We start from the raw sequence: 12,913 nt of genomic DNA, 5'->3' as shown, positions 1-12,913 counted from the left end.
AGGCTCAACTCAATAGGCTTTGAGCGGCGCGCCGCGGCCGGACACGCATCATTCGCTACGATGGTGACCTGGCTTGGAGCACGCCGCGTCTTACAAGAAACAGCTCTCGGTTTTTCGAGATCGTTGCAAACTTCTTCGCATGCACGACTACGACAGCTTTGACGAGCCGCTCTTCGATATTACTCGTGGACTGCACGCTGCGCCGACCCCAGCTGCCAGATGATGCGTCAGGTCGTCATGTGCAATCCCGGCACCGTCCTCGACCGGCGGCGTTTCGGTTGGTGCAACGCCAACCGAGCAAAGTTGAAGTATCCCAAGGACCGATGCAGGTGTCTCGAAGAAACGCAATGTCAATTTCACGACAGCAGGGCGGCCGTGCACCTCTGCACGTTTGCTTCCGGACAAACACACACGCAGTCCGGTCAATGCTTCAGCAGAACTGGAAGGATAGATCGCTCAGCGCATTTCTGGCCTGACTCTTGCTACGAGGGGCTGGTCACATTCTGTCTAACGCCAACTTGTTCAAACGCGCAGGAGACCTCTATGCAATTCCGACCGCTTCACGACCGCGTCGTGGTTAAGCGCATCGACGCCGAAGAGAAGACCGCAGGCGGCATCATCATTCCGGACACAGCGAAGGAAAAGCCATCGCAGGGCGAGGTCATTGCAGTTGGCCCGGGCGGCCGCGATGATAGCGGCAAGCAGATTCCGATCGACATCGAAGTCGGTGACCGAGTGCTGTTTGGCAAGTGGTCCGGCACCGAAGTCAAGATCGATGGGCAAGACCTGTTAATCATGAAGGAGAGCGACATTATGGGCGTTCTCACCGAGGTGTTCTCGAAGAAGAAAGCCGCCTGACACAGGGCTCGCAGCAGCCCCTCCTGAGGAGTGCCCATCGGGCGCGCTAAAGGATGAACCAATAGGAATTGAGGGAATTTGTATGTCAGCCAAAGAAGTCAAGTTCGGAGTGGAAGCGCGAGACCGCATGCTGCGAGGCGTCGACATTCTCGCCAATGCCGTGCAGGTCACGCTCGGCCCGAAGGGCCGCAACGTCGTGCTCGACAAGTCGTTCGGCGCGCCTCGGATTACCAAGGACGGCGTCACCGTCGCCAAGGAGATTGAGCTCGACGACAAGTTCGAGAACATGGGCGCCCAGATGGTGCGCGAAGTGGCTTCGAAGGCCGCGGATGCAGCCGGCGACGGCACCACCACCGCGACCGTCCTGGCGGCCGCGATCGTGCGTGAAGGCGCCAAGTCGGTTGCCGCCGGCATGAACCCGATGGACCTCAAGCGCGGTATCGACCTCGCGGTCGAAGCCGTCGTGGCGGACCTCGAGAAGAACTCAAAGAAGGTCACCTCGAATGAGGAGATCGCCCAGGTCGGCACAATTTCGGCCAATGGCGATGCCGAGATCGGCAAGTTTCTCGCCGACGCGGTGAAGCAGGTCGGTAACGATGGTGTCATCACGGTCGAGGAAGCCAAGTCGCTCGAGACCGAACTCAACGTCGTCGAGGGCATGCAGTTCGACCGCGGCTACATCTCGCCCTACTTCGTCACCAACGCCGACAAGATGCGCGTTGAGATGGACGACGCCTACATCCTCATCAACGAGAAGAAGCTCTCCTCGCTGAATGAGCTGCTGCCGCTGCTCGAGGCCGTGGTGCAGACCGGCAAGCCGCTGGTCATCGTCGCCGAGGACGTCGAGGGTGAAGCGCTCGCGAGCCTGGTCGTGAACCGCCTTCGCGGCGGCCTGAAGGTCGCGGCCGTCAAGGCTCCGGGCTTCGGCGATCGCCGCAAGGCCATGCTGCAGGACATCGCGATCCTGACAGGCGGCCAGGCGATCTCGGAAGATCTCGGCATCAAGCTTGAGAACGTCACGCTCAACATGCTCGGTCGCACCAAGAAGGTTACGATCGACAAGGATAACACCACGTTTGTCAACGGCGCCGGCAAGAAGGCCGACATCGAGGCGCGCGTGGCCCAGATCAAGGCGCAGATCGAGGAGACCACCTCGGACTACGACCGTGAGAAGCTCCAGGAGCGTCTCGCCAAGCTCGCCGGCGGCGTCGCGGTGATCCGCGTCGGCGGCGCGACGGAGGTCGAGGTGAAGGAGCGCAAGGATCGCGTTGATGACGCGATGCATGCCACCCGCGCGGCGGTCGACGAAGGCATCGTCCCGGGCGGCGGCGTCGCCCTGCTCCGTGCCTCCGAGCAGCTCAAGGGCCTGCCTACCAATAACGACGACCAGAAGACCGGGGTCGAGATCGTTCGCAAGGCGCTGTCTTGGCCGGCCCGCCAGATCGCGATCAACGCCGGCGAAGACGGCTCGATAGTGGTCGGCAAGGTCCTCGATAACGAGCAGTACTCTTTTGGCTTTGATGCGCAGACAGGCGAGTACAGCAACCTTCTCTCCAAAGGCATCATCGACCCGACCAAGGTCGTGCGCATCGCGGTCCAGAACGCCTCCTCGGTAGCCGGGCTGCTGATCACGACGGAAGCCATGGTTGCCGAGCTGCCGAAGAAGGCGACGGCTGGTCCAGCAATGCCGGCGGCTCCAGGTATGGGCGGTATGGACTTCTGATCCCTTCAAGTTCTCGATGACATGTGAAACCCTGGCAATAATGTCAGGGTTTTTTTGCATCGAGCGGCCTGTAGCCTGCCAGCCGCGGAAGGATTGGGCCATCGGCCTATCCATGTGCGCCGCGGCTGGACTCGGACGCAATTTTCTTGTGACCATTCCTTCGGGCACTGAGCGAGAGTGGAAGATCGTCCATCGGACGTGCTGGTGGATTCGTTGTCGATGCTGATGGACTCGCCTAGCCCGAAAGTCACAGAGACAATCATTTTCTGTCGTAGCTGATACAGCGGAGCCGCGCGATCCAATAGCGCTGGGCTAGTTATGTTTTAAGCATCCTGCCACCTTCTCGCTGGCACATGGCATTATGCCAGTTTCATTGAAGGGATGGGCTTGTGCTTAGCTCGATTATACCCTTAAGCCAGTCGTCCGCTAGGCGGACAGCAGGGTTCAAGGCAGGAGGGCATCGATCCGCACAGGCCGCTACGCCTGATGCATCGCGTCGGGTCCGTCAGCTTTTGGACAGCTTGTCGGTGTACAATGATCTTGAAGTTAGCGGCGCGTGGTAGGGACAGCGCTAGCCCCGAGTATGCGTGGGGATTTCGGCGCCGAGTCACGTTTCTGCTAACTTCAACCAGTAGTGCGGGCGTGGCAGAGATAACGTCTGGTCCATCCAGCCCGACCAGCGCCGAGTCGCGCCCGCGCTGCTTCCGTGAGACTGGGATCAGATCCACACAGGCGATGGTCTTCCAAGTCAGCTTAATAGCTCGCTTGCGCTCGCTGCGGCCGAGAGAGCTCCTAGTCTTAGCTTCAGGATGTCATTCCGATTATCGGCAAGTTAATCCTAAAATGGCTTTGTAGCCCAGCTCGGCGCACAATTCGATTGAGACGCTTGGAACGAGACAGGTGCTGTAAGATCACTGAGTCAGATCGCGGATGAGGCCTTCACCGAAGCCAGAAGTCAAGTGCAGCAACGAGGAGAAGACGCGGATTGTCGCGGAGCTCCTAGCGAGCGAGGACTGGGTTTGTGCGCCGGTGCGAGGGCATGCGGATGTGCCCAGCAGCAGCTGTCTGGTTGACGAACCCACTATAGAAGCGACGATTCCGATGCAGACGAACTAGAGCTTCGTGCCGACTGTGGATGCCTGGTCCCAACCTTATCCCTGAGCGCGCGATTGCGCGCAGGTAACGAAACAGGTTCGCCAAACGGGCCGCCGATCGTGCCTGAGTGCAAGCGCAGGCGATTGAGGCTTTGAGGGGCGAGGGCGGGCTCACGAACTTGAGTGATCGGCCAACCTATATCGCTGAACATTCGCCCCTCTCCGCACTACGTCCAGAGAGCTTCCGTCTAGAACACCGACTGAACATCGTCAGAACCGCGCCGGGTGCATCATGGTTGGCGATGCGACTGTCCCGCATCGACCGATGAGGTTCCGCGCGGCATCGGGCAAGTCCGTTGCAACGTCGGAAGCCCTCACGCTATCCTTTGTGTGACGACAGTCGATATATCAAGGTTGTTCGGGGGGCTGCCGTAGCGCTCCGCCAGACTCTTGAACAACCCTCCGACCCGATCTGACGCAACAGCAAATTCCCCATAGTTGGGATCAAAGAGGGTCGTCGTTCCATTCGACGTCGCCGTCGCGATCGAGTGGCCGCCACCCCCGACGAAATTCAAGCGGACCCAATAGCGGGACGCATCCTGGGTGACCTCCTTCACGATCTTGTCAATGCGCGAAGATGTACCAAACCTATGTCCCGTCTGTTCACCAGACGGTTCTAGGCCGGCGTTGCGTAACATCGTGCTTTTTGCCTGGAGGTTGTGAGACCCTTCCGCCGTATCCTCTTTCAATGAAGTCAAGACCCGTTCATACTCCCCCTGCCGCCTTGCCGCTGAGCTGTGATTTTCAGTCCCCGGGAGCAGAGCCCTCATTCGGGATGAAGGGTTGCTTGGGAGACTAAGGAGCCACTCCGCTACCAATCCAACACAAATTCCGCTGACATTGGCTTCGGACAATTCAGCAGTCCTGTAATCGAACAGATCACGGACAGGACTACCGGCTGAGGATAGCTCCGAGCTGGAGGACAGAGAGGATGTGCTGTGGCGCGAGGTGCTTGGACTAGAATCGATTGCATCTGAGGTATGTGGCTTGCTGAAGCAGAGCCCCATTCGGTCGACCGATTCGTCTGACGGCAGGCTCTCCCGCCGTGCGACTTCGGTGAGTGTTTGCGCAAATTCGCTACTGTCTGCGGGCCTACTCAATTCATCAGCTTGGCCAGGGCGTGTGTATTCGCCATCGACTCGATTATACATGCTGGTCACCTGCTTCTTCGGCGTACGCGTCCTCAGAGGGAGCGCGCAGCTTTCCTGCGGCTGATATCGCGGCAAACTGACGAAGAGCTGACCACCAAACAAGCTTGCGGAAGCTACCGCCGCGTCGGCAAATTGGTTGCGCGACAGTCCCTGTTCATTGAGGCAGTGGTCGACCAGCTAGTTACTCTTGCACAGTGACGCGGGCGCCGCTCGGCCGGCACAACTTCGCCTCCAAAGAGTGCGCAATTCGCGTCTTTCAAATCGCTCCGTGATCGGCCATCGGCCAGCGAGATGCCGTTGCTGCCGCTCAGGCACCTTCAGCGCAGATCCGCAAAAACTGGTTTGAACCTGCCAAGACCCAAATTACGATCTATCGGTCTCTCTATAACAATGGCGCAGACATTCCCCCCGAATCAGGGTGCATTAGCAAGCTCCTGTTTGACAGCGGCATTTCAGAGCAGCCCGCCGTGCACAATGCAACAGTCGAGCGAGCCTGACATGCACCCGCTTGTGACACCTCATTTCGGGACGCGGAACCTGTGCTCCTGCAACCGCTCGACACGTCTGCTCGAACGTTGTTAACTCAGCCCGTCATGCTGTCGCGCTGATCCGCGCGAACAACGTTGCCGCATCTGAGGGACTTAATCCAACGACGCCTACGAAGCTCGGGGACGTCATCGGAATGTCTCGATAAGTGGAGCTCCACAAGTGAAGGCAATATCGGCTGTTATTCACATACCGCGATTGTGCCGGATGCAATTGCATGACGCTCTCCCCTTCATCCCAGAACAGGTCTTTGACAAAGCACATCTCCTCCCAGTTTGGACGACGCCGCGGGGTCGAAACAGCGACATGCTCCCAGCCAGGATGGACAAATGCAGTTATCTCGAGTTCACACCCGCAGGGCCCCTGTACAAAGAAAACACCGCAAGGTCCTGATCCCGGAGCAGTAGCGAACTGGCCATGTTGCACACGGCCAGCCTCCAGCTTGTCTATCATCTGCGCTCGCACGCCCGCTCCTTTGGGTCTTGGATAGCACTAAGCTCTACGTAGATGACGTTGTCGCACAACAAGTCAAGCTTCTCGGTTCTCGGCCCAGCGTTCCTGAATCAGTCTACAGCGTACCATCCGCAAAAGCGGTAGATGTCTATCGTCATTCACGCGCCTCTTATTCCTCCCGTGCTCGAATTGCGGCCTCGGTGCCGCTGGTTGCTCGAGCATGGGCGGTAGCACGGTCTGCGCGTTGGGCGAATTGACCCACCGATCGGACCTTCCTGCTACTTATGTAAATGCGTCATTGAGCCTCTCCGAGGCGAAGCAGTTTGCCATCGCTGCCAGGCATTCACTGCTCATCGCCGGCAGAGCGCACATCGCGCTCGAGCACACGAAGTTGGCGGCTGTTGAGGCTCCACCTCCTCTTCAACGAATTGGCCTTCATCATGGCGCGCCCCGATTGGCGGCGACATTTAGATCTCATGATGCTGGCAACACCAGTAGCGGCACCAGATAGGTGGGGGCCACTTGCTTCGTGAGGGAGTACTTCATGACTCGCGGCCTCCTCGCCAAGGCTCAGCGTTCCTAATGCGCCACTTATGTGAAAATGATTCAGTTCTATGGCGTCCAAATCGGTGCAGATAGCCGCGGACGTCTGGCACGCCCCTTCTTCGAACTGATACATCCAGCGGGTCGCCTGCGATCTTGGTCGTAAGCTAACGGTCAGGAACAATGGATAGTCATCTCATTGACTGCAACGGCGAGTATCGCCCGATCTTTTCCGCGCCACTAAGATGCAGCTCTTAACGCGTTGTCTAGGGCATGTCACTCGCGAAGCGCTCACCCTTTGCTGCTAATGGGGGTGTCGTTTCCGACATAAATGTCGCGACTTCGACGTCGCGCAACTGCTTCGTGTGACGAACCCATCTCATCAAACGCGCTGTCGACAGTTCTACCTCCTGGCATGTCGCTTGCTGTGCTGCCAGAACGCGACCTTGCTGTACCAAGGATGCATGAGCAATCAATCGGCCGAGTGGTCGTCAGGCAACTATCATCGATTCTCATACTGCCTACGAAAGAGGACTGCTAACTTATGAGTGATAGGAGGCATGCAAAGCTTGGCATATTTCTGTCGACCTGCGCGGAGCGCGATGAAACGACACATTGGCGCGCAACAAAGCACTCAATGGTCAAGCATTTCGGCGCCGATCGTCCCTCCCTGCAACCCCGGAAGAGGTTGAACTGGGGCCTTTGCGCCGCACTTCTCATAAATGCGCTGCTTTGGGCTGGAATCTACTGGGTCATCACATCGTTCTTCTGAAAGACTCTCGCGCGTGGCAACCGCGCGAGGCGGCTCCTAGGGCCTATCCCAAGCCGCGGCCACCAGGGCTGATGCCAGTGCGCATTTCACTGCTACCTGGATATAGAATGCGCTGCTCCGGCGGTCGCAAAGGGGAGGTCGACGCATAACCCCGATGGCTCAAATTGGCGACACTGACATGCGTTGCAGCCGCGACCAAGTGCCAAACATTGACCAGTAGCAGGTCAATGCGTCCGTACGCAGTTGGCATCTTGGCGTCCTCGTTAGGCGCAACGGATTGACTGCAAGTGAGAACGAGTACTCCCCATTCCCATCATGTGAAAGGTCCCGGCTCCCGCAACGCCCCTGCAGGCGGGATTGACTCGCTTGCTGAGCGATGTCTGCCTAGCCATTGGAGCGGGTATAACAGGCTGAGGCCTTTATGTGAGGTAGCGACGCTCTAAAGCTCTTGCTCAGGCCACGTATCGTCCTCGTTTTTGCGCATCTGCCACACGAGGGCACGCCGCGCTAACTTGTCGTATTCCAAGGCGATCTTAAGCAGCCTGTCTTTGGCTTTTCCGTCATCGAGCCCTGCCGCTTTCTTTCGCGTTGCTTCCGCGCGGCCTAGCCAGTGATCGGGCTGGTAGAGTTTGCTTTTCGAATTCATGCCGAGAGCATGCAACTCGTAGATCAAAGAATTGCGACACCGACGCTCCGTATCATCACGTAGGAGCCACGCTCGCCGCCGCGGCTTCCGAAGCAGTCAGGCCCAGTCCAGGCTAATAATTCAGAAACGGCTAAGTACGCGTTGCAGACGATCCTTGTAGGAACAATGCACAGGCACCGACATCTTAAGACCATCGGTCCCGAGAAGAGACTTGAATCGCACGCAGCGTCAGATTGTAGGGTTCTAGACAAGTGGAGATCACCTCTGACAATCGCGTGATTCCTGACAGTTTACGAGAATTGCCAATGTCTCAAGTACCTACACTCGCCCAGGACGATCGAATAGAGAGCCTAACATCATTCCGATGCAGACCTGCCCGCGATTGATCGAATGCTATTCCTGTCACTGCTGGACGAAATCGCGCGTTGCGGAGTCTGCACGGCAGGACTCCTATCACCGCAGTCTCCCCTGACCCAACGCAAGACGAGACCTACCTCACAGACAACCCCACCCAACCTCTTCACATAAAGTGGAACAGAAGGGCGATGATACTAAACATTGTCTCAGCGCGTCATCATCGTCGCGCTTGCAAGTCCGAATGCGTCATCAACAACGACCTAAGCACATCTGGTTTGCCTGATCTCTTTGCCTCGCCAGAGCTGGCCTGTGCCGCTTCGAGCCGGCATCGCGCCGAGTCCTCCGTCACTCATCGGCCTACGATTAGGCCGCCCCATAGTCCCTCAGGTCATGTCAGGCGGGCCCAAGCAATGCCACGAGACATCGAGGCATGCACCGGCCGCACAACCACCAGCAGCTCCAAAAAGATCATCTGCTGCGTCGGCGCAACCGCTAGTACTTCCCCCTTTCGTGAGGCTCTGCCGGTATGGAAGGTGTCGTCCCTGTCATGCTGGACAGATGACGCGCTCCGTACGGTTGGCAGGTGATCGCTCCGCGGGGCAAGAACAATAAGTAGCTCCACCGAATCAAAGAAATGTCATGAATCGAAAACAACGAATTCAGTTGGCTTCGTGCCTCAGACTCTCCTACCGCCCCGTCGCTCTTGGCCTGGCAATGACAACTGTAATGCTCGGGCCGCTCAACGCGCGTGATCGAACGCCGACCGCAGAGGAGAAAGAGGCCTGCATGGAAGACGTGTTCCGCCTTTGTAGTAGTCAAATACCAGATCGCACCGCTATCACTGCCTGCCTCAGATCCAGGCAAGATCGCCTCAGTCAGCAATGTCGCGACGTGATCTCCGGGCGGGACATCAGCAATAAGAGCAGCGGCTCGAAATGAAGATGCTGAGACCTGTCCGTCCGCCTCCTCTCCAAAGACGTCGCCCCAGCTTGACATGCAACACGTCACTCGAGGGGCGCCGGGCGGCTCACCTCTTCATGCGGGCGGATCAAGGACGCGTCCTCGCTTCTTGAAGGCTGTCGCGCACAGGCTCATTTGCGCCCGGCGAATTTATTTCGTAGAGCCAGCTGAGCGCGGCCTGAACTCTTCAGCACGATATACTCATAGTGCGTGGGAAGCCCATCAGCGGCTCCGCTACGCCGGCGCCCGGAAAGCCAAGACTAGCCGCCACTATCCTATCGACGGCACCATCGATGGAGAGAGCTTGACCCTCACGTAGCGTCAGGTTGTAGCGTCGCCACCGATGCCCACGTTCAGCTGACGGCCGCCTCAAGGACAAGTGCGACACTGCGCGTGCGAATAGACCGGCAGCTGCGACAAGGCATCCGGTTTGCAAAGGCGCGTTGGCTGAACGGTCAGGCCGCAGATTGGACAAAGGAACGTGTAAAGCTCGATGGAACCGCTCAAGTCGATCATCGCCAAAGTTGCCAGCGGCGCCACTCTGACGCGTGAAGAGGCTGCGTCAGCGTTCGACAGCATGCTGACGGGTGACGCAACTCCCTCGCAAATCGGTGGCTTGTTGATTGGGATGAGGGTCCGCGGCGAGACAGTCGAAGAAGTCACCGGCGCCGCATCCGCAATGCGAAATATAATGCCCAAGGTGGAAATGCGATGCGACCCCATCGATATCACTGGCACGAGCGATACCGCTATGTGTTCGCTCAACGTATCGACGTGCGCCTCTTTCATCGTCGCCGGGGTCGGCGTTCCCGTCGCCAAGAATGTCAGCCCCGCTGCATCCTTGCGCTCGAGCATCGCAGACGTGTTGGGGCGCCTCGGCGTAAAGGTCGATCTCAAGCCTGACGCGATTGCACGTTGTGTGCACGAAGCCGACATTGGCTTCATGTTTGCGTCAGCCGGCTATCCTGCGATGCAGCGTATCAGCCAGATCCGGAGCGTGCTTGGAACCCACACGATGTTCAACCTGATCGAGGCCCTGTCCAATCCGGCCGGGGTCAAGCGGCAGATCCTTGGAGTGTTCACTCCCGAATGGGTGCAGCCTCTGGCGTACGTCTTGAACAACCTGGGCGCCGATTCGGTATGGGTTGTTCATGGCTCGGACGGGCTCGACGAAATATCCCTCACCGGGACAAGCTTCGTTGCTGCGGTTGAGGCCGGTACAGTCCGCACGTTCGAAGTGACGCCGGAAGAAGCCGGGCTCCCCCGCTACCGCGCGGATGCGTTGGAGAACTGTGATGTTGAGGCTCGCGCCGCTGCGTTACAAAAAGTGCTTGATGGCTTGCCAGGACGTTTTCGTGATGCCGCACTTTTGAACGCGGCGGCGGCACTGGTCGTGGCCGGGCGTGCCTCGAACCTACAGGAAGGCGTGGCACTTGGACAAGAATCACTTGATCGCGGCGCGGCAGCCGCCCGGTTGAATCGCTTGATCGCGGTTTCAAACGCCTGAGAACCGAGTTGGCTGATGCTCGATCAATGCCGTCAAGAGTGCAACTTACGCGCGCGAAAATATTGCAGCCGCAATACGCGTCAGTTCTGCGGAATTTGAGTGAGCGCCACCGGCTAAGTCTTTGTCAAAACAACTCGCCTGAGCACGTGACCCGACAGCCCCCCCTTCATCTACTAGAGGCTGTTCGAGGCCAGGTCGCTGAGGTGAGGACTCGCGCCGCAACGTGCGTTGCGCGCCAAAGGAGATAATCGGTGATGCCTTGGCAAAGGACTGAAACACTCGGAACGATCGCAACGATAGAGCACATCATTCGGAAGTTTCGGGAATTGATCGATACAGATAGCTCGATCCCGCCAGAGCTGCGGCGTGCGCTGCACGAGACCCTAGATGAGCATCTTCTCGAGGCAAAACAGCGTGTTCTCCTGAGAGCGCATTAGGCGCGCCGATTCCGTCTACATTTACGCAGACGCTTAAAACATGCCGCCAACCGGGCTTCGATCTGCTCGCTCGTCCAGCGGTGGCTAATCGAGATTGCTAAGCGCCGCGACTCTCGCCCTTCTCAGACCGACCGACGATGGTGATTCCCGCATACGCCCCGTGAGCAACTCAAACTTTCGTCGGAAGTCAGCGACCAACGTGCGTTGGACACGCCGCCGGGCATTCGTCGAATCTCTCATCAAAGGCCTCACAGGGCTACAGCCCAGCCCAACCAGGGCAGCGCTGACATGCTTGCGACAGCCCCTTGGCGGGCTGCTTGGGCCAGCGTGAGCTTGGCCACTTTCCCGTAGACCGACGGAAAAGGCTTGAATCTGACGTAGCGTTAAATCGTAGGCTCCTGGGGTGACACCCATCTGGGTGTTGAAGGACTTCGAATGCCTCAGCTGGTCAGATCCGCGGACCGATGGCCGCTCATGCTCCTCATTCTCTATAACCCGTCGCTCGGGAGGGCTGTGCAGCGAGGTGCGGCGGCAGAGCTCGCACGTAGCCATAAATGGTTCGGCATTTCTGATCCGAACCATGCGGCTGTCGACGACCGCTCCGCGCCGATAAGGTCAGCATTTGTCGGCGTGGAACTCTATCCTACGGCCCTAGGTGGCGCTGCTTTGCTAACAAGCCCCTCGTCTCGCGCAGCAACGCAAAAATCAGTTTGCCGAACCCACTACTTTCAAAAGCCTTCCCGCACCTGGCAAGGCATTTCGATCGCGCAAGGTGTGCCAGATCGTGAGCCGGCGCAGGTTTTCGAGGAGTGACCCGCGCGTGTGACTTCGCGCAACCAGCGCGGCACCGAAGACATTGCTTGGCATGCTGGAGCAGAACGTTGAAAGACCCGGACGGCCTTAAGAAGGTCCTGTTAATTGATCATATTGAAGGCCAGTGCCGTTACATCATCGGCTTCAAGGATAAAGATATGAGAGCGGCCTATATGTGCGGCGAGCCCGTATATCAAAGGCGCGGCAAGAAAACCTCTTCGTGGTGCGCCTATCATTACCGACAGATGCACACGAGCGCAGCAGAGCAGAGCGAAGTGAGTGATCGATCGGCAGATCTGCCTCGAGCGATATCCGTCCGTCGCACCCCATGACAGCCATCAAGAGCCGGGTTCTGCCAAGACGCTGTGATCATAGCGTGTACAAGGGGCAACCGAAGCATATCACCCGGGCATCGCCAGGATCCGGGCTTCCATTGAAGCGCGTCGGCGCAGACATAATGTGCGGACCTGATACACATGAATAGCCGACTGGATTGCTCGACCCTGGTCGAGCGACAAAATACGTATACTCTCGACAAGACCGTAATCCATTTCGACCGGAAGACGCCCAGCTATGTCGTCAGTCGACACATAGAGCGGGCCTCTCGTACCTTCGAAAGCCGCTTTGGTGTCCAGAGAGGAGACCGACCCGAGATTCCCAGCGTCGCCGGGGACATTGAATGCTACGACACCGATGGAACTTTTCCGCTTCACGGCGGCAACACAACACTCGACTATTTCAAGCGAAAATATCCATATAGCAAGAATAGAGCGAGCGCTTACGGAATATCCAGCTGCAGCCGAATGCAGCTGGTCGGTCGAGCCGATGCGCGCTGGGAAGAAGCACCGGGCGGTTATGTGACCAAGCAACGGGGCGGCAGGATCGAGGAAGCGCTGATCGCACCTATTAGGTCACAACCAATTCTAGTGTCCCCCGCGACATCATTTCACGCGAACGGCTCCGAACACCGCGCTAGGCGACGTAAAGCTCGTC

Annotated in this window: 8 protein-coding genes; 5 read left to right on the top strand and 3 right to left on the bottom strand. The window is 58.1% G+C overall.

What is annotated here, in order from left to right; all coding sequences use genetic code 11:
* Positions 1–543 precede the first annotated feature (543 nt).
* Positions 544–858, top strand: coding sequence for a co-chaperone GroES (gene groES, locus XH79_RS14820; RefSeq protein WP_128948479.1), 315 nt, complete (start codon positions 544–546; stop codon positions 856–858).
* 82 nt (positions 859–940) lie between these two features.
* Positions 941–2,581: a chaperonin GroEL gene (gene groL, locus XH79_RS14815; RefSeq protein ID WP_271526433.1), complete on the top strand. Its 1,641-nt coding sequence runs from the start codon at positions 941–943 to the stop codon at positions 2,579–2,581.
* A gap of 1,468 nt (positions 2,582–4,049) precedes the next feature.
* Here groL and XH79_RS14810 read toward each other — a convergent pair.
* The 3 genes from XH79_RS14810 to XH79_RS14805 form a co-directional block, all read right to left on the bottom strand.
* Positions 4,050–4,742, bottom strand: coding sequence for a YopT-type cysteine protease domain-containing protein (locus XH79_RS14810; protein ID WP_271526916.1), 693 nt, complete (start codon positions 4,740–4,742; stop codon positions 4,050–4,052).
* 735 nt (positions 4,743–5,477) lie between these two features.
* Positions 5,478–5,885: a DUF7694 domain-containing protein gene (locus tag XH79_RS43280; RefSeq protein WP_442868885.1), complete on the bottom strand. Its 408-nt coding sequence runs from the start codon at positions 5,883–5,885 to the stop codon at positions 5,478–5,480.
* 1,754 nt (positions 5,886–7,639) lie between these two features.
* The gene (locus XH79_RS14805; protein WP_208757086.1) at positions 7,640–7,846 is read right to left on the bottom strand and encodes a hypothetical protein; all 207 of its coding nucleotides are present in this window, start codon (positions 7,844–7,846) and stop codon (positions 7,640–7,642) included.
* A 1,810-nt stretch (positions 7,847–9,656) separates the two neighbouring features.
* Here XH79_RS14805 and trpD point away from each other — a divergent pair.
* From trpD to XH79_RS14790, 3 genes are all read left to right on the top strand, one after another.
* Positions 9,657–10,670 carry an anthranilate phosphoribosyltransferase gene (gene trpD, locus XH79_RS14800; RefSeq protein WP_271526434.1) on the top strand — a complete coding sequence of 338 codons (1,014 nt, stop codon included), beginning with the start codon at positions 9,657–9,659 and terminating at the stop codon, positions 10,668–10,670.
* A 911-nt stretch (positions 10,671–11,581) separates the two neighbouring features.
* Positions 11,582–11,920 (top strand): hypothetical protein, encoded by a 339-nt coding sequence (locus XH79_RS14795; RefSeq protein WP_271582125.1) that lies wholly within the window; start codon positions 11,582–11,584, stop codon positions 11,918–11,920.
* A gap of 68 nt (positions 11,921–11,988) precedes the next feature.
* Positions 11,989–12,252 (top strand): hypothetical protein, encoded by a 264-nt coding sequence (locus XH79_RS14790; RefSeq protein WP_271526435.1) that lies wholly within the window; start codon positions 11,989–11,991, stop codon positions 12,250–12,252.
* The last annotated feature ends 661 nt before the right edge of the window (positions 12,253–12,913 follow it).

Origin of the sequence: Bradyrhizobium sp. CCBAU 45389, assembly GCF_028128625.1 — a bacterium.
Lineage (GTDB): Bacteria > Pseudomonadota > Alphaproteobacteria > Rhizobiales > Xanthobacteraceae > Bradyrhizobium > Bradyrhizobium liaoningense_B.
This window is presented reverse-complemented; position numbering and strand designations above follow the sequence as displayed.

Bases quoted from the DNA above. Each gene is read 5' to 3' on its own strand.
- groES (WP_128948479.1), top strand. From the start codon at position 544: ATGCAATTCCGACCGCTTCACGACCGCGTCGTGGTTAAGCGCATCGAC.
- groL (WP_271526433.1), top strand. From the start codon at position 941: ATGTCAGCCAAAGAAGTCAAGTTCGGAGTGGAAGCGCGAGACCGCATG.
- XH79_RS14810 (WP_271526916.1), bottom strand. From the start codon at position 4,742: ATGGGGCTCTGCTTCAGCAAGCCACATACCTCAGATGCAATCGATTCT.
- XH79_RS43280 (WP_442868885.1), bottom strand. From the start codon at position 5,885: ATGATAGACAAGCTGGAGGCTGGCCGTGTGCAACATGGCCAGTTCGCT.
- XH79_RS14805 (WP_208757086.1), bottom strand. From the start codon at position 7,846: ATGAATTCGAAAAGCAAACTCTACCAGCCCGATCACTGGCTAGGCCGC.
- trpD (WP_271526434.1), top strand. From the start codon at position 9,657: ATGGAACCGCTCAAGTCGATCATCGCCAAAGTTGCCAGCGGCGCCACT.
- XH79_RS14795 (WP_271582125.1), top strand. From the start codon at position 11,582: ATGCTCCTCATTCTCTATAACCCGTCGCTCGGGAGGGCTGTGCAGCGA.